We start from the raw sequence: 21,045 nt of genomic DNA on the forward strand, positions 1-21,045 counted from the left end.
CATCACATTCTACATATTTTGACTTTTTTATTAAATTTCAAAAAATAAAACCTAATAGAAAGCATAATTGCTTCCTATTAGGTTTATTATCATATTACTTGATTTTTATAAATATATAAGCAGATTTCTTCTTTTCACTAAAAGCATCTTTTCTATATTAACTGAAAATCTCACTTAATCACAACAAGAACTTAATATAATATTTCGTAACTTTCTAGTAAGGGTACAAGTACCTGAGTCAGTCTTTTGAATCATAAGTAAAAATGTCAAATCATTATTTGGACAATTGCAAAAATATGGTCCAAGCCATCCATCCCATCCATACTCTCCAAGACTTCCAAGATCTCCTGCTCTACTACAATCTGTCATTACACGCATTAAATTACCATAACTATGTCCACATAGAGTTTGCCAGTTACTAAAGCTTTTTTGTTGCTTATCATTTAAAGTTCCTTCTGTTAGATATTTAACTGTATGAGGTTTTAAAATTTCAATTTCACCTAATCTTCCCTTATTCATGAGCATTCTAGCAAATTTTGAATAATCATCTATAGTTGAAACCAAACCAGCTCCCCCAGATTCAAAGGCTGGATGCCTGTCCATTTTATTTATTATAGCTAAATTATTTCCAGTATAAACTTTTAACCCACCTTCTTTATTATCTTCATAAGTTTTTACTAACCTCCCCCTCTTTTCCTCTGATACCCAAAATCCAGTATCTTTCATATCAAGTGGTATAAATATCTCTTCCTTCAGAAATTCTCCAAAGGTTTTTCCACTGGCTACTTCAATAACAGCTCCAAGTACATCTGCGGAAGTTCCATAATCCCAGGAAGTCCCTGGTTGATAGGATAAAGGACATTCCCCTAACTTATTCATAATTTCTATAGTACTCATTGGCGAATCACCAAAAAGCCTACTATCTATCTCTTGAAACAAGGCTTCTGTTTCCTTACCTGCCCTATTATTTCCACCATATACTAATCCTGATGTCATAGAAAGTAAATCTTTTAATGTTACTTCCCTTTCTACTGGAACTAAGCTATCCCCTTCACAAACAACCTGATTGTTAAAACCACGAATATACTTACTTACAGGATCATATAAATCGATTACACCTCGTTCCAAAAGTATCATCACTGCAGCTGCTGTAATTGGTTTAGTCATAGAATATAATCTAAAAATGGAATTTCTTTTTATTAGAACTTTTGCCTCCCTATCAGCAAAACCATCTTCATGATAGAAAATTTCTTTATCATCTTTTATTATCATTAGATTCCCACCAGCTATAAAATGACTATCTATACTATCTTTCATTATTTTTTTTATTTGGTTAATTTCAATTGTACTAAGCATTTAAACGCCCCTCTCTAACTCAACATATATCTTTTCAAAATATTTTTATCCCTATATATCACTATTATACCAAAATAGTGATAATTTTAATGTACATATTGTATAAAATATAAAAAATAGGCTAATACAACAAGTATTAACCTTAAGATATATTTTTTAATGCTTTCCATCATTATTTGGTCCTTGAATCAAACCATCAAAGGAATTAAAGAAAACTGTATCATCAATCTTCAAACGATTATCATGAAGTTTTGGATGTGGAACTGAATCACTACTTGGATAACCTAATGGAAGAAGTGCTACAGGAACAAGATATTCTGGTAATTCAAATGTTTTTTTCATAAGATCAGCATCAAAATGCCCAACCCAGGTAGTTCCTAACCCTAATTCCTGAGCTTGAAGCATCATATGTGTTGTTACAATACTTGCATCAACAGCTCCCATATCTTCATTATCATAATGTCTCTTCCAACTAGTTGTTGAATCATAACATATTAGTATTGCCATTGGTGCATTAAAATGATATGGAGTACAAGATTTTAATTTTATTAAACTCTCTTCATTTTCTATAACAAGTATTCTTTGTGGTTGATAATTCACAGCAGTTGGTGCAACTCTGCCAGCTTCTAAGATTAAATTTAATTTTTCTCTTTCTACTTTTTTATCACTAAATTTTCTAACTGAGTATCTTTCTTTTGCAAGTTGTAAAAAATTCATATAAACCTCTCCTCATTTTTAAACATTTAATTATTGGTGTTTTTTATGTAATACCATTATAATAATTATGAAAATAAAATAGAAGTATGCACTTTTTAGTAATATACTTTTATTATCTCAATTTGTGACTAAAGTGTTATGAGAACTGATTTTATGAGCATTTTAGGTGAAAAAACAAATAACTATAAAATCAAACTTTTTATTAAATTTATTTGACGATTTTTTGACGTCAAATAAAGACTAGGATAACAAAATTAAAATCCTAGTCTTTTTTTTATTGTTTTAAATTGTGGTTTTATTGTTTCTATTTTTCTAAATTATTTATAGCGTATTGCGCTTCTTCTTCAGTAAATTTTTCTCCTGCATCTGCTACTAGTTGGTCATGTATAGCACTCTTAGACAAACTCATTTCATCTTGATATATTTTAGCTTTAGCTAACGCATTCTTCTTCCAATCTGCTTTTACATTATCTACAGCATACTGTGCAGCTTCTTTAGGAAATTTTTCTCCCGCATCTGATGTTAATTGCTCATATAAACCTTTTTTAGATAAATTCATTCCGTTAGCATAAGTATCTGCTTTTTTTAACGCTGATTGATATTCCTTAGGTATATTATCTTTTGCTTTCTTAGCATCTGCATCTGCCTTCGCATTTGCTTTTGCTTCTTCATCTGCTTTTTGATCAGCAACTTCTGCTGCTTTTTCTTCTTCTGTTTTCTCTTTTGGCTGTTCTTGTACAGTTGCAGTTTCAGTTTTTGTCGTTGCAGTTTGATTGGTTTTATTACCACCTATGTTAGCTATTAATACTAATGCAAAGAATATTGAGATTGCTATTTTAGCAACCTTATTCCATCTACCATATTTCCACATAAGGAATAATCCTACTGGAAAAAAGAAAACTAAAAATAATATAATTGTTACATTTTTTTCATACCATTTCATATAACTCCCACCTTTTTACTGTTTTACAAACATTTTAACACATTTTGCTTTAATTTTACTAATTTATATTTAAATCCTGGTCCACTTTTATTATTTAGCTTCCAAAATACTACCCAACTCTTTATTCACATTTTCTAAAGATAATCGCATACCATACTGGCTATCTTTGAGAGATAAACTTACATTATATTTAAACATAGCTTTTAATTTACTAATCATATCCTGTTCTCTAACGGTTAGATTAAAATTTGTTCCATCGCTAAGATCTAAAATTCCAACAGTCCAATAGATAGCATTTGTATTGCTATTAACTTTTTCTTCTATGCTTGCAACCAAAACATTTAAATTATTTATTTTCATAATTATCACTCCTTTTTCATAAAATCAAAATAGGATACAGTACCAATTCTACTATTGTTTTCATCAAAATGACCGATTTCATAACTATTGCTATAAGTTAAATTGTAATTACTTATAAAACTTTTTAAGATATCCTCAATACTATCTTTAGTTAAATAAGTTTCTTCTATTGGTTTATTTAATGTTTTTCTGCTGTATCCTACAACCCTATATCCTTCTAGATCTAAATCTATTAAATTCTTTACTATATAACTAGACACATATAAAGCTATATTTGTATTACCTTCTTGATCTAATTGTCTTATATCTACCCAACCATGTTTCCAATATGATTCTCTAAACTGATTTTCTAATGTTTTATGCTCATCTGTTTTCTTTTCTTTACTGGTGCTCAAGCTAATTTCTATAGGTATATTACAAAGTAAATGATAGTGTAATCTATTATTTCTATCTCCATATTCTAATACCCAAATATACTTTAATTTAGCATAGACTTTCCTTAGTCTAGTAAAAAGAATGTTTAAATAATACTTGCTTTTTTTATAGTCCACTTCATCTTTAAAAGTTAATGTTATGAAAGTTTGCATATCTGGATTACATTTAATCAATCTAATTATATTATTTCTAGTGGAATTTAAAGTTTTCTTTCTTTCTTTTAAACTCTGCTTTTCTCTAGCTTTTTCTATTTCTTCATTTGTTTCTATTCCATAAGGATCACAACACTCTCCTTCGCTTACTGTATAGTTGTTAAATTTGTATATTTCAATTCTATTTCCACATTGTATAATTTTAAGATTATACATCTTAAACCCTTAAAAATCCTTGCTGTTTGAATTATCCCCCTACTATCAAGTTCTAATATGCTGTATTTTTTAAGATTATTACTCTTTATAAATTTTATTTTTACAAATAGCTGCCGCCTTCCATACATAAAAATGTTTCGCTTGCTCCGCTAGAATAAACAAGTTCATTCGCTATACAGCTACACATTTTTAGTATTCCAGTTGCCAAAACTTTAAAAATTATATTTATAAGATTTACCTTTTCTAACATAGCCATCGTCTACTATAAACTCTCGCATTTTTAAGTTATAGTTTGATTCTTTAATGTTTAAAAAACTGTCTATAACGCTCTTAGATTGTTTGAACGTAATCTTAATATTAAACTTTTGTTTGTATGAACAATCTTCTTTTAAAAGACTTTGCCCAATAGCAATTAAAAAAATATTGAAGTGCCTTGCTTGAAATAAAATATCTTCAATAGCTCTATTAAATTTTTTATCTTTTCCAATTACATTTGCTTCATCTAAAATCAAATATGTTGGCTTTTGGTGGTAATATGGTTCTTTTATCAATTTTTCTAATAAGTCCATTATTTCATCTTTATTATTTATTCTTCTTGCTTTTATCCTTTTAAAATCATCCTTCATGGTGTTTAAAAGAATAAAATCAGCACCTTTTAGATTTTTAAGCATTAACTCAATCATTTTTGTTTTACCACTATTAGACAAGCCTTGTATACCTATATGCGGAGTTTTATCCATGTCTACTATAATTGGTTCACCTTTGCTATCAAACCCCAACAAAAGGCTCATAGGTGGTAAGATTATAGGCTTGTATTCTTTTTCCGATACAGGCTTATTAATAATCTCAAAAAATACTTTACCTTCACTATTGGATAAAATAATTTCTTTAGCTCTAAATAGTTGTCTTAAATAGTCCTCATGCTTCACAATATCTTCAAATGCACATATTCCAGCTATGTCTAAAGTAACTTTAGCACCCCAGCTAAACGACTCTATGTCTTTAATCTTTGGTTTTTGTCCTATATTGTTTAGTATCTTTTTTTCTACAACAAACTTATTAATTTTTTCTACATATTTTCTTTCTTCTCTATTGGTAAACAGTTTCCAAACTTTATAAATTCCAATAGATAAAGCTAACTCAACAAACATTTTTTAGTCTTTTATTAATTACACTTGTAACAGCAACAATTATTATTCCAGTATAGATTATGAATCCCTCAAAAGCTCCATACCCAAATACATTGCCTAACATTTTACAATTGTTATAAATCCAATTAATAACTACTAGATCATATTTAAACATAAAATCACTAATCCTTTTTATTGCTTTCGATATCCTTCATAATAATTGTTTTAATGTAGATACTGGGACTTAATTTAGACTTGCAATATTCATACAACTCTTTTTCATTCTGCTTAAATGATATATTAATTTTCAACTCTTTTGCTCCTTTCGGATTACTTTGTTATATATCTATTCAAAAAAAATTTGAATAATTCGTATATTCTTTGAAAAATATCAATTTATTTTAAAACAAAAAAAGATACCTTATCAAAGGTACCAAATTTCTTCTACATGCTTATTAAGTTTTTCTGCAATTTCTAAAGCTTTTTCCAACGGTGGTTTACTATCACCGTTTTCCCAATTATAGTATGTAGCCAATCCTATATTTAAAAAAATTGCAAACTCTTTTTTCTCCATCATATACTCTTTCATTCTAATCTCTTTAAGTTTATTCTTAACCATAGTACACCTTTATTCATTTAATCCTTCATATCCTAATGCTTTAATCAATTTTTCTGCTTTGGCTCTATATTTATTAATATTTTTAGTATCTCCCACTTCACAAGCATTTTTTAAAGTTTCTAAAGCAAAATACAATTTAACTTTTTTGCTGAATGCTAAAAATCCCATTAATACAAAAGGTGCCAGCATCAAAGGTGGAAAAAACATACCAAACAACATTATTACAACTGATATTGGAGGATATACCCAAGCCCACAACATAGCTTCTTTATGAAATGGATTAGTAAACTCTACTGGCTTTCTCTTAGGTGCATACTTAGAAGCCTTGTCCAATAAATATGTAGCTTTAATTGCATTATTTACAGTTCTATTTAAACTCATATAAATCATCCTCTCAACTTATTAACTTAATTTTATACAATATATAGAATTATTGCAAATAAAATATATGTTTAGTATTTATGGACAAAAAAAGAAGGTAGTAAATAAGATTACTCTTACTTACTACCTTCTGGGTGATTATACTTGACTATGCTATTGTATCACATTTTTAATAATTTGTTATAATTAACTCTTTATATTTCCCTCTTGCACTTGCTTTTCTTGAAACTGAATAATTTACCTCAACTTCTTTAATATTAAATTCTTTATACCATTCTCTTACCTTTTTAGTATCATTAATTGTAAGAAGAAACTTACCTTTTAAGTTCTCTAATTTATCTTTTAATAATAAATGTTCCTTTTCTCCAAATACATTTCCGTATCCAGCTGTTTGAAAATATGGAGGATCACAAAAGAAAAAACTATGCTGTCTATCATATTTTTCTATTATTTTATCAAAACTTAAATTTTCTACATATGTATTTCTAAGTCTTTCTTTTAATTCTCTTAATACATTTTTATAGAATATTTGTGGTGCTGGTTTACTAGTTGTCCCATAGCCATATGTACCACCCTTTCCAGCAAAACTTTGAGTTATTAAGTATAGAAATCTTACAGCTCTATGTATTTCTGTAAGATATTCTAGTGTACAATTTTTATATTCCTCAAAAACGTCTCTTCCTGAAAACTCATATTCTAATTGTCGTTCAATTTCTGGTGCATGGTACTTAATCATTTTGAATAGATTTATTAATTCTTTATCTATATCATTAATTACCTCTACTTTTGAAGTCTCTTTCCCAAAGTATACCCAACCTGCGCCAAAGAATAATTCTACGTAGCAAGTGTGCTCTGGTATCATCTCTATAATTGTTTTTCTTAATTTGCTTTTTCCGCCCATTCTTGTAATTGGTGGTTTTAACATTTTAACACATCCTTTTCTTCTGTATAAAAAGATAGTAATCAACATTCTTTAATCCTGATTACTATCTTATATTCCAACTATTCAGAAAAACCGAATAGTTCAACTTGTAAGTATTTCTTACAAGGCCAATAATTCTCTCCAAGTATCATTTCCAACTACACCATCTGCTGAAATTCCTCTACTTTCTTGAAACCATCTAACAGCATTCTTAGTATCTTGTCCAAAGATTCCGTCTGCGTTAGCTCCCACACGTAGCTGAATCCATTGAGTTAAATTCCCTTCTGCACCTTTTCGAATAAGTGGACATGCATCTAATGTTAATGGTCCGGCTATTCCATCTATGTCTAAGTCTCCAAAGCCTTGTCTATTCAACTCTGCTTGTAATTGGCTATATATATTAATATCACTATAGTCTAATTGTGGTACTGGTTGTGGGGTGTAATTACTATCAATCAAAACCCCTTCATTAAAATTATCTAAATCGCAAAAGCCATTTACTCCAGGACAATAACCTGGATATGGTGCTTCTGCTGCATATTGATGCCCAACATAACTAGAACCCCAAACCTTATTACTCATAGGAGTATTAACTCCATAATTTGCAACCCATAAAGGATATTGAGCCAATCTACTATCTAATTGTTCATCTATAAAAGATGGTCCCGAATAAATGCATAAAGGTAAATCACTTAATTGCTTAAATCTAGCTATAAATCTTATAGCATAATTCATAAAATTAGAGGGCTGATTTCTTGAATACTCTATATCCAAACAAGGTTTTAAGTCATTCCTTCTATTCTTAATTTGATTGTAGAAGTTTTCTGCTTGTGTTTCAGGCTCACTACTACCAACTAAGAAATGATAAAACCCAACTTTTAAACCAACACTAGTTGCACCATTATAATTTGCAGATAAGTGAGGATCTTGATAAGTTGTTCCTTCTGTAGCTTTAATATATGCAAACTCTACACCGCTACTTCTAACTGTATTAAAATTAATTCCCCCATTATCCCAATTACAATCTGAAATGTCTATTCCCTTATAACTGTATGCTTGTACTGGAAAAGTCCCAATAAAAAAAGCAACCATAAAGGCTGCTAACAATAAACTAATATTTCTTTTTAATTTTCTCATAAATCTAAACCTCCCATAAATAAAATAGAGTAGCCTTTTTAGACCACTCTTAAGCTTGTACTGGTGTTTGTTGGTCTACTGGTGTATTTGCTACAACTGTAGACTTTATAGTGTTTAATTGTTCTGTAAGACTTGCATTTTCTACTTTTAGCTTTTCATTCTCTTCTTGTAATTGCTTAAGTGCTGTATCATTATTCAATACTGCATCTTTACCCTTGTTTATTTCTCCTGCTACTGCTTGTCTCCAATATGTTAAATCATCTGCTGTTAATTCCGGAAACTTAGCAAGTAATAATCCGTTAAACTCTTCTGCTTTGCTCTTAAGCTTATTCTCTACCTTATCAGTAATTCTAAATGTTTCATCTACTATTGCCCATACCTCTTTTGCTGCTGTCATATAAGTTTTATTCTTTAATATGCTAATTCCTAAACTCAACATTGTTTTTAATATTTTTATCATTTTTACATACCACCTTTTCTATTTAAAATATAATGCGATAACTCCGCCAATAATAGCAGCAGCTAAAGTCTTAATTAACCATGATTGATTATCTTCTAATTTTTTTATCCTATCAAATAAATCTTTATTATTAACCTCTAACAATGTTTCTATCTTTACCAACCTTTCTCTTATTTCTTGTATTGGTTCTTTTTCATCTGCCATAACTTACCTCTCATTTTCATGTTTTTAGGCAATAAAAAAACACCCAATTGGTGCTATCTATTGCCTAATCTATTTAATTTGTTGTTTTAGTATCTGTACTATCTTTTGTTGTACTTGTTGCTCCAAATGTCTTTGTTACTAATAACATTAAATAATTATATTCTGCTTCAGAAATTTGTGCGAATGTATAAAAAACATTAATTTTTGTTATAAATTCATCTTTTGGAAAATATTTTGCTACAATTAAATCTCTAAGCATTTGCGATAAATCAGATTTTAGCACTTCTTCTCCTGTAGTAGTTGTTGTTGTGTTTGTTGTTTCTGTTGTCATAATTCATCCCTCTTTCTATTTATTTGCAAATTTATAATTAAAAATACAAGAATTAAATTGCATTTTTATAATTGTTGCTTGTAAACTTAAAATTTTGTTATTTAATTTTTCTTCTTTTGTTGCCTCTGCTTCTACATTACCATTGTTCGGTGTATATTCTTCTATATAATCAAACAAGGTTGCACCTATAGGATTAATTTTTAATTTAAACTGTTTTGCTTGACTATTTAGCTCATAAAATTTATTATAATCTTCTTCTGTAATTGGAATATCTGTATCTCTTACACTATCTCCTAACGCTTCCATCCAATCAGTTCTAACTAGCGTAAAGCTACTATTTTCTATTCTTAAATAATACACAAACTCACCCCTTTTATTTTCCTATCGTCATCCATCCGATATTAAATGTCATGCTTTCTGCTCCAGTTATTGGATTCCCAACTTTAAAATGTATTTTTGTTTTATCGGGAGAAGATGTACGGACATTAGCATATTCGGTATATGCTATATCTAAACTATCTCTACTAATAATTTCTGCAATTGCAAAATAACACTTATCTGAATAAGCGATAGGCAAAGTATGGTCATACTCAACTCCAACTTTATAACCAATGCCACGTCCATATTGAACAATAGTCCCATCGTGAAGTTTAACCCAACTTCCATTTCCATTAGTACCACTAGCCATAACTGAAACTTTGTTATTCATCTCATTTATTGCATTTGCTATATCCTTATTAGCTGTTCTTATCCCTGCAACATTACCAAGTTGAGAAATTAATGTTTTTATAAGTGCAAACATTTCATTTATAGCGCCAACTATATATTTATTATCTGTTGCTAATGTATTATCTATAATTGGTTGCATAGCCTCTATATAACTGGTTGCTTTTGTTCCCTCTTCTAATTTTACATTGTCCCAAAAATAAAACGCATCACTATAACTATATTGCAATACATCTGCAAATTTTACTTGATTACAAGTTGGTGGAGTTGTAAAAGTTATAGATACTTTTTTCCACATAGAACCATTTACGGTAGTTTCATTAGTGTTCCCAATATCTTCCCAAACAGTACCTTTAATTATTCTATTTGCTTCGTCACTCACAATAGTTTTTGTATCTGTTAATATATAACCTATGTTGGCTGTACCACTAAAAAATGCATGTTCATGAGAAACTTTACCTCTAAATAGTTGTCTTAGATAACTCAATGTATATGTCTTGTTTGGTTCTACTGCTATAAATGTTCCACCAATAACTCCTCCCACTTCTGTATTGGCAAGCCCTAACGCTCGCATATAAGGTGTGTAATCACCTATGATATATTTAGCATCATTGCCATTATTCCAACCTAATTTTACACTTCCAGAATTTCTATATTCACTAAATGCCCAATAATTAAATTTGGTAAAATTCTCAAACGCACCATTTGGAATTAAATTAGGATTAACTCGACTACTATTAATATCATCTATATCGCTCCGCATTTGCTTTGTATCGCCATTACTTACAGATGCATCTAATTGTTTCTTTACAGTATTAACATTGCTTATTGCATTATTTATCGTGCTAAGTGCAGTAGCAATTGTATTATTTAATTGTTCTACAGCTGTAATGGAATCTTTACTTTGCAAATCTCCATCTTGTATTACACTTCCTATTACCCGTAAATCAAATGTAAATGTTGTTGTATTTTTTCCACCTATTACTATTAATAATTCTAATTCAACAGTACCTGCTACTCTTGTTGCATCTCGTATTAATGCTATTGTCACAATATTACTAGCTATGGTTATTCCAGTAGTTTGTTTTATCCAACTTCCATCAGCTCTTTTAATATTCAATATTAATGTAGCTCCACTAATGTTTAAAGTCTGTCCATTATCAAACAATGTTAATATTAATGTTCTATCATCCAACTGTTTGCAAGAATTATATGTTATTTCTTTCCTAGCTGTATCTAGTGTATATCTTAACTCATTAGCCAATCCTAATCTCCTCCTTTCTCATTTTTGTTTCTTTTGGCTCTATTTCAACTCTTTTCATTCTTACATGTTCATATCCTTTCTGTTTCCCTACTATATTCCAACTAAATTTTAAATTTGGTTCTCCATGTACTAAGAAACTATCCATATTTCTATCTTCTACCCAAATATCACCTTTGCCATATTTAGTTAAAAACACTTGATAACCTTCTTCAAGACTTACAGTCTCTAAAAATAAAGAATCTAAAATAACTGTACAAATTCCATTTTCATCTAATACTTCATCATTCTCGCTATAATCTGCAAATTTAGGGTTGGGAGTTTCGTATGCGTTTATGCAAACATGACCAACACTAGTATTGACTACTCTTGGTTTTTCTCCTGTACATGTTAATTGTCCATTGACATGTACTCCACCATTCATATATACACGCCCATCTGTAGCAATAGTCATAAAAGCGTTATCACTTTTTTTATTTAAATAAATACGGTATCCATTCAATTGTATATTGTCATATAGTTGTATTGGACAGCCTTCATTGGATATCCCATATTTATCAAATTCTAGATAAGGAGATATTGAACCATCAGAATTTCTATATCCAATCTGGAACCAACTATTTTTTTCATTCCATAAGCTTATCGCCGGTTTTGTATTATCTGCATGTAATACCGTAGAACCAATAGTACCAACTCCTTCACCATCATGGTTCCAGTTAAAGAATTTTAAAGCATTATTAGACATTTCCATAGCTTTTTTATTATTGTTAAAGAAACTCGCTCCGCCCGTTTTAGATAAGTCTATTTGAAAGCTACCATCTGCATTTTGTATCATAATTGTACTTAATATACCTGTAGCAATTAATGAAGCATTTATCTTTCCATCACTAGTAAAACCATAATTGTATTTTCCGTAATAACCAGTAGAAGAAAACCCCAAACCATTCTTATTAAATCTAGTTACCTTTATTGCTGTATTAATATCTTTAGTATCCATTACTAGTAATTCGTTAGCTCTTACAACCAAGTAACTATCTTTCATACCACTTTTAATAATAGAATCTATATAACTTGCAATGGAATTATTGTTTGTATTTGCATATTGTTTCTTTAGATCTGCAACAACACTATTCATACTCATAGCACTCAATGTTACAGTATTACTTAAAGTTATTTCATCAACTTTTTTAGCCAGTACATTGTATTTTCTAGCTATTGCCCTTACTTTTATATCAGTTTTTATTTTCGGAACGTAAACCCTTATGGTATCTCCTAAGTAAATTCTTTCTGCTGCAACATAATTTTTATATTCTTCTGTTTTTTCGAGTTGCACAAAATTAATAGTATAAGTAGCTTTAAGCTTATCTATATCATTTTGGCTAAATTCCAACTTAACAAGTCTATCCAGTTCGGCTTTTGCTAAAGCTTCAGTTGCAAACCCATCAGTATCAGATTCTCCTTTAACTTTTACATCAGAATACTCTATAGTATTTGTATAAACCCTTGCATAATTGCCTTTAAGTGGACTATCTATCCAACTTCCTAAAATACCATTATTTCCTTTTCCTCTTGCTCTAGTAACTAAATCATCTATATTACTTTCTCCACTAAATCCAGTAAGATTCTTTTTTTCTCTTATAGATACATTTCTATCACTTCCAATATGAGTATTAATAGAAAGCGTATATTGTCTTCTTAGACACTCGCCACCCCACCTAGTTAAGAAACTATTATCGCTATCATGAATGGCTTTATACAGACTCATATCCTGATAATAAGCTGTATTAGAAGTAGCTATATCTGATTGTAATATTATTTCTTTTGTTCCTGCTGCATTAGTAAGTAAATGAGACAATGCACCTTGCCCACTAACATTAGTTGGCCTAACATCATCTAAATACAATGTTAAAGATTCTGCTATGGTTACTTGCCTAGCTACTATATCTATATATCTTGTACCTTTAGTTACTTTACTAATTCTAAATATTTCGTCCCCATAATCTAATCTAACTTTTAATATATCTTCTTCCTCTAAATGTCCCTGAGCATCAATTGTAAATGTACCATCTAATACATAATTACCAAAATCCTCTGTTGCAATGCACTTAGTACAATAATTATCTAATGATTTTCCATTAGTGGTTAAGACTTTATCTCTAGCTGCATTGGAAGAAAACCATGCTACTTTTATTTCTTTTTTCATTTTGTTTTCCTCCTATTTATATTGAGTGGTGTATTCCACAATTATTTTTGTAACATTACCTGTATAAGAAATTGTATTATTGCCTTTTTCAAATAAAATAAAATCCCCTAAAACATCATCCTTAGAGGTTAAATCTTGATTTCTAATTTGCATTAATTTGCTATCTACTTCTACATAGTTAGATACATTATTTATTTGCATTGTTTCATCATTTATAGCTAATTGAATATTTCCACTTCCATAAACTTTTATAAGTGATTCCCCTGGAGCTGTACCATTATAATAAAAACTAAAATTATTACTTGTTATTTCATAAATAGTATTTTCTAAATCAGTCAAAAAAGGCTCACATATAAATGTTGCTGTAAATTCTCCATATTGCAATATTTTCTTAGTTATATCATCTTTTTCAACTCTCTTAACCCTATAGGCTCTATCTTCTCTATCATAGATAAGTCTATTGTCTTCTATATTATCCAACCACTCCAATATATTATCTATTTGAAACCAAAGATTTTCATTATCTCTAAGTCTAAATTTAATATCTTTTTTTCTATTGGGATATGCTCCACTTTTAATTGTTAAAGTACCACTTCTTCCTTCTACTTCCACATCCTCAACTTTTTCATTAATTTGTGTATAGGAAGAATAATCAGCCACAAACAGACCTAAATCATCATAAAAATATTTATTGTTAAAATATCCTGTATACTCTTGCATAATTACCTCCCTATATTATATCCTTCCAATTGGTCCTGGTTCGGTGCTACAACTTGTCTAGTAAATTCTCTACCATCTACAGTAATAATAACCTCTACTGGTCTATTAGCCACTCCTCGCATTTCTGCCCATAGTTTATCTAATGGAAGAATAGCTTCTGCATTACTTCCTCTACCATTATTTGCATCACCTAAGCCTATGTTTCCTAATACGGTTGGTTGTGTAAAAATAGCACCACTACTATACCAATCAACTCCAATGTGTGGGATACTTGGAGGATTCAAACTAAAGCTTCCGTCAATACTAAAGTGCGGTAACTTAATATTTGGTAAATTCCACTCAAATTTTAGATATCCTCTCAACTTATCAATTTGTCTATTTATTTCATCTACTGCAGCTTGAAAAGGATGTTCCAATACATATTCAATATCATTCCAAACATCTTTAATAAATTGAACAACTCCATCAACTTTAGATTTAAAAGCATCACAATGCTCATACAGGATTTTAAAACCACCAGCAAAAGGATTTACTAATACCAACAATATATCTTGCCAATTATTTTTAAAAAAGTCTACAACCACATTAAATGCAGCTGGCAAAGTAACTGTAAAGAAATTTTTTAACCAATCTCCAATAGCATTAACACCATTTCTAAACCATTCACATTTATTATATGCAAGAACTAGCGCAGCAACTATACCAGCACCTAACACAAGCCATGGGGCACCTGCGAATTTAACTGTTATTCCTAGTATTTTAAGTGCTCCAGTAATAGAACCTATTGCACTTGTTATTAATCCCATTGTTCCTATTACTGCTACAGCTCCAAGAATAAACTGTTGTGCTCCTGCTGGTAATTTATTAAACCAATCTACAACTTTTTGCAATCCATTTGTTAGAGATGTTACAACTGGCAAAAGCATAGTACCTATTTGGCTTTTTAAAGCTCCTAGATTGTTGCTTAAAATCTTTGCTTTACCCTCTGGAGTCTTTGCAATTTCTTCATTCAAATTACCATAATTTTGTTTTAAAACTTCTGTTATTGTAGCTGCTTTTTGCTCTTCTGTACCAGTTTCAATTATCTTCTTTTGAGCATCTGTCATTGTTACACCAACTCTAGTCATAGCGGTTGCAGAACCTTGCATAGCTTTACCAACCATATTGGCATACCCCATCATATCTTCACTTGTTGCATTAACTCCTTTTTGATTTACTGCTAAATTATCTAATTGTGGTATTAACTTTTTTATACTATCAGTTTGCAATCCAAAAGTACTTAATTGTGTCATTGCGGCTTTATTAAGTCCACCACTAATTACACCAGTTTTACTTAATTCACTTGCATAGTTTTTAAGACTTGTTACCTGTTCATCTGTTGCGTGGCTTGCAGCTTTTAAAACTGTTTCTAACTTAGTATTAGCAGTTGCAGCACCTGTCGCAGCACTTACACAAGCTTTACCAAAACTAATTATTTGTGTTGTTCCAACAAATCCAGCTATAGATTTAACTACATTGCCTAGTTTATTTCCAAAGCTAGAGCCTTTATTGCCTGTTTCTTCTAAGACTTTACCAGTAGCGCTTCCTTGATTCTGTACTTCTTTTAGCTTATTGGAAAAATTACCACTTTTCCCTTCTGCATCTTGCAGGTTAGAACCTATTTGTCTAGCTTCAGAACTAAGTTTATTAAGATTATTTATTGCTTCACCAATTTTAACACTTACATCAGCACTTAACGTAAAAACATCAGACATTAGTTATCTCCTCCTTTCATTGCTTTTTTAAATTCCTCTAATGCATCATTAGCTTCATTTCTAACATGTTCAATATTAACTTTCTTTTCATGTTTTTTAGATACTCCAAGCCTTTCTTTATATTCAAAATAAGAAATTTGTTCTTCAGATCTAATACAATTAACTAAATATCCTTTGTAAATTCTATCTTCATTTTTTTGATTAACAATTTCTATCATAATTCCAAGAGAATCTTCAATATCCATGCTTGCAATATAAGAATAGCAACCGTTCTGAAATAATATTGCTCTTAATGAACAATTATTATCACTTACTTGATTGCTAAGGAGAAAACCGATTGCATTGTTTCACTCATTGCTATTTCTTTAATAGCTGCTATGGTCCAGTTTAAACCTTTATTTTTTATTTCACTTTCACCGATATCATAAATATTGGATAATACCTTGTAAATCTCTTTCTTTGCTTGTGGAAGCCTTGTTATACCTGTAGCTAATAGCTTTGTACCTTCCTTATTCATTTCTTTTTCTACCTTTATAAACTCTTCTTGCAACTCTTTATTTTCAAATATTATTTTATTATTTATACGTTCTTTTTTACTATCATCGAATTCAGCAAAATCAGGATATTTTTCACTTACTAATCCAGCAACTTTATTAATAGCTATGTCTTGCCTTCTTTTTAATTCTGTTATTTCCGAAATGCTATCAACAATTTCATCTGTCATACCTAATTTATTTAAAATTCCTATAATTGCAAATCCATCTTCAGTTGTAATTTTCATTTAATCAAATCCCTTCTAAAAAAAATAAGGAAGTAAATTAATACTTCCTATTTGGTATCATCAACAACCGCCACAGCCTTTGGTTTTATTATTTTAAATGGAGTTTCATCCAACTTATCCATATCATAAGCACCTTCAAAACTCATTTTAATAGCATCATTTTCTTTATCCTTAAATTCCATACTAAAACCTTCTGCATTATAAGAATTTTTAACTATTATAGCTATTGGATATTGATTATTTTTCACTCTTCCCAAAATAACAAGATCATGATAAGAGCTATTGTTTAAACTAGGTTGTGGAATAAAAACTTCATAAGTTTCTGAACTTGTTTTTGTATCTTTTTTAATAAGAGAAGCACTTAACACATTCTCATTTAAATCTAATAAAGAACCTTCTGCTTTAATATCCCAACCTGTTATTTCTTCCATATTTTTAACTTTTCTATCTTCTTTACCCGCAAAATCAAAATCAGTAATTTTAGGTTTTGCAGTAAATTTTATAGAATCTTTCCCTAGTCCTAACTTTTTATCATCAGTTAATGATTTAATTAATTCATCAACATTAGTTGCATTGAAATAATTATCGCCATAAAATAAAGTTGCATTTCCTATTACCATATTTATATTAGTACTCAATTTATCACCCTCTCTAATAATTTTTTATTGTATATTGCAGTACTGAATTAAATTTATCTGTATCATAGTAAGACGTATAATAAGCATTATCTCTTACTATCCAGCAATCTTTAAAGTCTATATCATTTATTTTTTTGTCTAATTCAAATGCTTTATTTTGTATAAGCATCTTATTTTCTTTTATTCCAGTAATTCTAATCTGTAATGTTATTTCATCATTTATTATGTTATCTTGTACGCTATCTCCAATTTTCATTTCAATAGCATATGAATTTTTAACAAAATCAAAATCACTTGTAATCTGATCATAAGCTTCAGGTATTAAAGTAAATAAACTTACCTGTATTTCATTTAATGTCATTACTTGCTTACCCCCTTTAAATGCTTAACTATAATATCTATGATTTGGCTTGAATCATTTCTTAAAGTATCTCTAATGTATGATTTATTTTCAAACTCTACCTTTGCAGCATAAACAATGTTGGACCCCCAAGTAACTTTTATATTATCCGTATTAACATTTTTAACAAATGTAATGGAACGCTTTAAATTTCCAGTAAGTACAGGAGTATTGCTTTGTATATCAGCTAACTTAGTTGTCCCAATTTCTTCCCCTGCATCAATTGCAGCTTGTTGAATAGACTTTATTAATTCTTGTGTATTATCTTTAAATATCATAAAATCACCTTATCAACACTCTTAAGAGCATAAATATTATAATTATCCCAAGCTATAGCTTTTTCTACTTCATAAGCTTTATTTTTATAGATAACTATGTCCTTAACATTCAATTCCTCATTCATAAATGCTTGTATGTTACTTTCTATTTTTTCGCCCCAGGTATATTTAATAGCTTTTTCATCTATTGGCTGCACATCACACTCTATTAATTCAGCCTTTTTATATCCTTGGATTAACTGCCCTATAGGATTCTTACTGCTTACATAGGTTGTCTTATATATTTCCTTATCATAAAACATAACATCACCATGCATAAAAATGAGGTTTAGGAAGTAACATTTTTATATCTTCAGTAATTACTAAAGATTCAACATTATCATCAAAAGTAACACTCCTGGAACCTTGATTCATGCTTTTTATTCCTGCTACTGGTTTTAATTTATCTATTCCTATAGAATTTTTAATAAGTTTTTTAACTGCTAAAGGATATTTTTCTTTAATTTCTTCTAAATCATCATCAACCTTAAGATAATTTTTTATAGATAAACAAGCCATTTGACTATATTCTTCGTCTGTAAATGTCAAATTAATCCCTCCTATATAAAAACAAAGGAGCCAAAAGCTCCCTCATTTATTTTGCTGCAGGTTTAGCATCTTTAATATTTGTATATAAGCCTTTTAACTTATTATCAAGTACCCAAATATCATGATATTTTCTATAATCCATAGCCCATGCATCTGCTTTTTGATTGGTATTTGGATCAAATATTCTCATTTTATCAGTTCTACTTATTGCAATAGGAACTTCCTTAGCTATTATTGTAAAATTGACATCAAAGGCATTTGTTTTCTTAACAAAACCACCTTTTACTTGACCTTCACTTTTCCCATCATATAGGGTAATATCACTAACCATACATTCATCAATTACTGGAATTAAAGGTACTCCATCAATCGCTGGTACTCTTGTATCAACACCATTTATTGCAAATGTAGCTGCAACTAACTTTTCTCCATAGTATTCACTAACAAAAGATTGAACATCATAAGTAACATAAGCAATAAGATCACCAACAAATCCAGCTTTTCTTATTTTCTTAATACCATCTTTTATCTTACCTACAATTGTTGCTTTAGCTGGTATATATCCATATTCAACTTGTGTATCTCCATCAACTCCTATAGCCATACTTGATAAGCTAGAAAGCCTTACTGCATCAATTTCTGGAACAACTTTAGTCCTTTGAAATTCTCCCATAACTGTAGATGCTGTAGGAACAAAGTTTGCATCATTTACATCTTGTGAATCTAATGAGAAACCTCTACCTCTATCATATTTCATTTTTCTTGTTTCATATTCTAATGACACATCTCCGCCTGGAAACCCATCATTTCTACTATAATTACCTAGTCCATCCATAGATAACTTAGGTATTTTGACTTCTGCTCCTCCATTGTAAATTACTTGTCCAGCATTAGCTTCCATCCATCCTGTTAAAGCTTGTTGTACTGCTGCCTTGTCCAAATTTTGTTGAAATAAAGTTGCATATGCTAATGTATTAGCCATTAAAAATCATCCTCTCTTTTTATAAATTATTTAACACCCATAGCTGCTGCTATTTGTGCATTTAATGTATTAGTTGCGTCATCTGCTGGTGGAGTGTAAGAACTTGTACCAAGTTTACCCTTAACTCCTGCATCTACCGCACCACTAAATATATTTCCTATTGTTTCTATATTTTTATCAATTGTTTCTTCCTTACCATCGCCATAAATAAAATTAACAAGATCTGTAGGAAGATTTTTTTCTTTAAGAACTTTTGTATATTTTCCAATTGTTCTTTCCTTCTGTAATTCCGCTTGAGAATCATCAAATTGTTTTTGCAATTGTTCAAGCTGCTCCTGTTCAGGAGTTTTCTTTCCATTCTTAGCTTCATCTACTGCCTTTTTAATTATTTCTTGCATTTTGCCATTTTGAAAAGTATCTACACCTTTAGAAACTGCACTATCTATTAAACTTTGGTTATACCCTTTAATAGTTTCATTTTCTGTTATAAGCTTTTGAAAATCTTCCGCTGTAAGCTTTGATAAGTCCAATTTCCCCAAATCCTTAAACTCGTCAGTTCCTAGAATTGTTTCATTAATGTCCCCATCATCTGTTATATTTTCTATTAGTTTTATTAAGTCTGCCTTTTTCATAATTTCCTCCAATCCCTTAAAGTCCATTGTCCCTTAAAGTATTAATATTTTAGTAGTTTATGGTCATTTCGGACATAATAAAAAGCCTTAGTTTCCTAAGACTTAATTAAACTCTTTCATATGTTTTCTCAAATATGTCAGGCTTACAAGGATAAAATTCACCATTTACACCTTTTATGATATAATCATTTAAATTAGCTTGCATAACCCCCTCTAAAGTTGGAATATTTATATATCCTTGTGCAACAAAAGTTTCATGTTCTACTATTATAAAATCATCAACTTCTCTAAAATTATAACCCTTCCATTGTATAGCTTCAATTACTACTGGTTTCTTTCTATATTCCACTACTTTTCATTCCTTCCAAGTACATTTCTTTCAATTCTGTCCTCAACTCTTCTATTCATCCACATTAAAGCTTCTTCTATGTGAGTTAATGCGACTGCATTTTCTCTGCTTGAAAATGGTCCAGCTTGAAAACTTTTTAATCTATCCCTTACTATTTCCAATAAGTCGGTATCAATTACTCCATGTTGGCTGCCTTCTTCATTTCTTGGACCTTCTTGAAGTTTAATTTTAGTTTCTATAGGCTGCATTAATCCTTTATCGGAAACTATTAAATATTCATGATACGCACCTCCTGGACCTTCTTCACCTATTTTATAAACATCATTTAACTTTTCTCTTTTTTGAATTGTTGATAATTTTTCCATAACTT

The 21,045-nt window shown here is 29.9% G+C and carries 30 protein-coding genes; all 30 read right to left on the reverse strand.

All coding sequences use genetic code 11. The annotated features are described in order from the left end of the window. Positions 1 to 174: 174 nt before the first annotated feature. Complete coding sequence (locus NNC19_RS07125) at positions 175 to 1,356, reverse strand: serine hydrolase domain-containing protein (RefSeq protein ID WP_310937936.1); 1,182 nt, start codon at positions 1,354 to 1,356, stop codon at positions 175 to 177. A 156-nt stretch (positions 1,357 to 1,512) separates the two neighbouring features. Next, positions 1,513 to 2,073: a nitroreductase family protein gene (locus NNC19_RS07130; RefSeq protein ID WP_310937937.1), complete on the reverse strand. Its 561-nt coding sequence runs from the start codon at positions 2,071 to 2,073 to the stop codon at positions 1,513 to 1,515. A 304-nt stretch (positions 2,074 to 2,377) separates the two neighbouring features. Beyond that, entirely contained in the window at positions 2,378 to 3,016 is a 639-nt protein-coding gene (locus NNC19_RS07135) for an Ltp family lipoprotein (RefSeq protein WP_310937938.1), read from the reverse strand. Positions 3,017 to 3,106: 90 nt separating this feature from the next. Then, on the reverse strand, positions 3,107 to 3,376 hold the full coding sequence (locus tag NNC19_RS07140) for a hypothetical protein (RefSeq protein WP_310937939.1): 270 nt from the start codon (positions 3,374 to 3,376) through the stop codon (positions 3,107 to 3,109). A gap of 5 nt (positions 3,377 to 3,381) precedes the next feature. Further along, the gene (locus NNC19_RS07145) at positions 3,382 to 4,179 is read right to left on the reverse strand and encodes a hypothetical protein (protein WP_310937940.1); all 798 of its coding nucleotides are present in this window, start codon (positions 4,177 to 4,179) and stop codon (positions 3,382 to 3,384) included. A gap of 212 nt (positions 4,180 to 4,391) precedes the next feature. Next, the gene (locus NNC19_RS07150) at positions 4,392 to 5,330 is read right to left on the reverse strand and encodes a hypothetical protein (RefSeq protein WP_310937941.1); all 939 of its coding nucleotides are present in this window, start codon (positions 5,328 to 5,330) and stop codon (positions 4,392 to 4,394) included. Continuing rightward, a complete protein-coding gene (locus NNC19_RS07155) occupies positions 5,320 to 5,484 on the reverse strand; it encodes a hypothetical protein (protein WP_310937942.1) in 165 nt (54 codons plus the stop codon). The genes NNC19_RS07150 and NNC19_RS07155 overlap by 11 nt, the downstream gene beginning before the upstream one ends. Before the next feature lie 249 nt (positions 5,485 to 5,733). Next, positions 5,734 to 5,928, reverse strand: coding sequence for a helix-turn-helix domain-containing protein (locus tag NNC19_RS07160; protein ID WP_310937943.1), 195 nt, complete (start codon positions 5,926 to 5,928; stop codon positions 5,734 to 5,736). A 9-nt stretch (positions 5,929 to 5,937) separates the two neighbouring features. Beyond that, positions 5,938 to 6,309 (reverse strand): hypothetical protein, encoded by a 372-nt coding sequence (locus tag NNC19_RS07165; protein WP_310937944.1) that lies wholly within the window; start codon positions 6,307 to 6,309, stop codon positions 5,938 to 5,940. Between the two features lie 169 nt (positions 6,310 to 6,478). After that, on the reverse strand, positions 6,479 to 7,234 hold the full coding sequence (locus NNC19_RS07170) for a DNA adenine methylase (RefSeq protein WP_310937945.1): 756 nt from the start codon (positions 7,232 to 7,234) through the stop codon (positions 6,479 to 6,481). A gap of 117 nt (positions 7,235 to 7,351) precedes the next feature. Continuing rightward, positions 7,352 to 8,368 (reverse strand): GH25 family lysozyme, encoded by a 1,017-nt coding sequence (locus NNC19_RS07175; protein ID WP_310937946.1) that lies wholly within the window; start codon positions 8,366 to 8,368, stop codon positions 7,352 to 7,354. A gap of 49 nt (positions 8,369 to 8,417) precedes the next feature. Further along, positions 8,418 to 8,828, reverse strand: a complete 411-nt coding sequence (locus NNC19_RS07180; protein ID WP_310937947.1) for a hypothetical protein — start codon at positions 8,826 to 8,828, stop codon at positions 8,418 to 8,420. 18 nt (positions 8,829 to 8,846) lie between these two features. Continuing rightward, a complete protein-coding gene (locus tag NNC19_RS07185; RefSeq protein ID WP_310937948.1) occupies positions 8,847 to 9,032 on the reverse strand; it encodes a hemolysin XhlA in 186 nt (61 codons plus the stop codon). Positions 9,033 to 9,105: 73 nt separating this feature from the next. Continuing rightward, positions 9,106 to 9,363: a hypothetical protein gene (locus NNC19_RS07190; RefSeq protein WP_310937949.1), complete on the reverse strand. Its 258-nt coding sequence runs from the start codon at positions 9,361 to 9,363 to the stop codon at positions 9,106 to 9,108. Positions 9,364 to 9,378: 15 nt separating this feature from the next. Next, positions 9,379 to 9,723 (reverse strand): hypothetical protein, encoded by a 345-nt coding sequence (locus NNC19_RS07195; protein ID WP_310937950.1) that lies wholly within the window; start codon positions 9,721 to 9,723, stop codon positions 9,379 to 9,381. A 13-nt stretch (positions 9,724 to 9,736) separates the two neighbouring features. Beyond that, positions 9,737 to 11,353: a hypothetical protein gene (locus NNC19_RS07200; RefSeq protein WP_310937951.1), complete on the reverse strand. Its 1,617-nt coding sequence runs from the start codon at positions 11,351 to 11,353 to the stop codon at positions 9,737 to 9,739. Further along, positions 11,346 to 13,553: a phage tail spike protein gene (locus NNC19_RS07205; protein ID WP_310937952.1), complete on the reverse strand. Its 2,208-nt coding sequence runs from the start codon at positions 13,551 to 13,553 to the stop codon at positions 11,346 to 11,348. The genes NNC19_RS07200 and NNC19_RS07205 overlap by 8 nt, the downstream gene beginning before the upstream one ends. Before the next feature lie 12 nt (positions 13,554 to 13,565). Further along, complete coding sequence (locus NNC19_RS07210; protein ID WP_310937953.1) at positions 13,566 to 14,273, reverse strand: distal tail protein Dit; 708 nt, start codon at positions 14,271 to 14,273, stop codon at positions 13,566 to 13,568. A 2-nt stretch (positions 14,274 to 14,275) separates the two neighbouring features. Further along, a complete protein-coding gene (locus NNC19_RS07215; protein WP_310937954.1) occupies positions 14,276 to 16,027 on the reverse strand; it encodes a hypothetical protein in 1,752 nt (583 codons plus the stop codon). After that, on the reverse strand, positions 16,027 to 16,272 hold the full coding sequence (locus NNC19_RS07220) for a hypothetical protein (protein WP_310937955.1): 246 nt from the start codon (positions 16,270 to 16,272) through the stop codon (positions 16,027 to 16,029). The genes NNC19_RS07215 and NNC19_RS07220 overlap by 1 nt, the downstream gene beginning before the upstream one ends. A gap of 65 nt (positions 16,273 to 16,337) precedes the next feature. After that, positions 16,338 to 16,808 (reverse strand): hypothetical protein, encoded by a 471-nt coding sequence (locus tag NNC19_RS07225; protein ID WP_310937956.1) that lies wholly within the window; start codon positions 16,806 to 16,808, stop codon positions 16,338 to 16,340. 47 nt (positions 16,809 to 16,855) lie between these two features. Further along, positions 16,856 to 17,446, reverse strand: coding sequence for a hypothetical protein (locus NNC19_RS07230; protein ID WP_310937957.1), 591 nt, complete (start codon positions 17,444 to 17,446; stop codon positions 16,856 to 16,858). A 13-nt stretch (positions 17,447 to 17,459) separates the two neighbouring features. Next, on the reverse strand, positions 17,460 to 17,807 hold the full coding sequence (locus tag NNC19_RS07235; RefSeq protein WP_310937958.1) for a hypothetical protein: 348 nt from the start codon (positions 17,805 to 17,807) through the stop codon (positions 17,460 to 17,462). Beyond that, the gene (locus tag NNC19_RS07240) at positions 17,807 to 18,124 is read right to left on the reverse strand and encodes an HK97 gp10 family phage protein (protein WP_310937959.1); all 318 of its coding nucleotides are present in this window, start codon (positions 18,122 to 18,124) and stop codon (positions 17,807 to 17,809) included. Before NNC19_RS07240 ends, NNC19_RS07235 begins: the two co-directional genes overlap by 1 nt. Then, positions 18,121 to 18,426, reverse strand: coding sequence for a hypothetical protein (locus NNC19_RS07245; RefSeq protein WP_310937960.1), 306 nt, complete (start codon positions 18,424 to 18,426; stop codon positions 18,121 to 18,123). The genes NNC19_RS07240 and NNC19_RS07245 overlap by 4 nt, the downstream gene beginning before the upstream one ends. Before the next feature lie 4 nt (positions 18,427 to 18,430). Next, a complete protein-coding gene (locus tag NNC19_RS07250) occupies positions 18,431 to 18,712 on the reverse strand; it encodes a hypothetical protein (protein ID WP_310937961.1) in 282 nt (93 codons plus the stop codon). Between the two features lie 46 nt (positions 18,713 to 18,758). After that, positions 18,759 to 19,694 (reverse strand): hypothetical protein, encoded by a 936-nt coding sequence (locus tag NNC19_RS07255; RefSeq protein WP_310937962.1) that lies wholly within the window; start codon positions 19,692 to 19,694, stop codon positions 18,759 to 18,761. Positions 19,695 to 19,720: 26 nt separating this feature from the next. Next, a complete protein-coding gene (locus NNC19_RS07260; RefSeq protein WP_310937963.1) occupies positions 19,721 to 20,326 on the reverse strand; it encodes a DUF4355 domain-containing protein in 606 nt (201 codons plus the stop codon). Positions 20,327 to 20,432: 106 nt separating this feature from the next. Beyond that, positions 20,433 to 20,675 carry a hypothetical protein gene (locus NNC19_RS07265; RefSeq protein ID WP_310937964.1) on the reverse strand — a complete coding sequence of 81 codons (243 nt, stop codon included), beginning with the start codon at positions 20,673 to 20,675 and terminating at the stop codon, positions 20,433 to 20,435. Continuing rightward, positions 20,675 to 21,040, reverse strand: a complete 366-nt coding sequence (locus NNC19_RS07270) for an ABC transporter ATPase (protein ID WP_310937965.1) — start codon at positions 21,038 to 21,040, stop codon at positions 20,675 to 20,677. Before NNC19_RS07270 ends, NNC19_RS07265 begins: the two co-directional genes overlap by 1 nt. Positions 21,041 to 21,045 lie beyond the last annotated feature (5 nt).

Source organism: Clostridium sp. SHJSY1, from assembly GCF_031626875.1.
In the GTDB taxonomy this organism is placed as follows: Bacteria; Bacillota; Clostridia; order Clostridiales; family Clostridiaceae; genus Clostridium.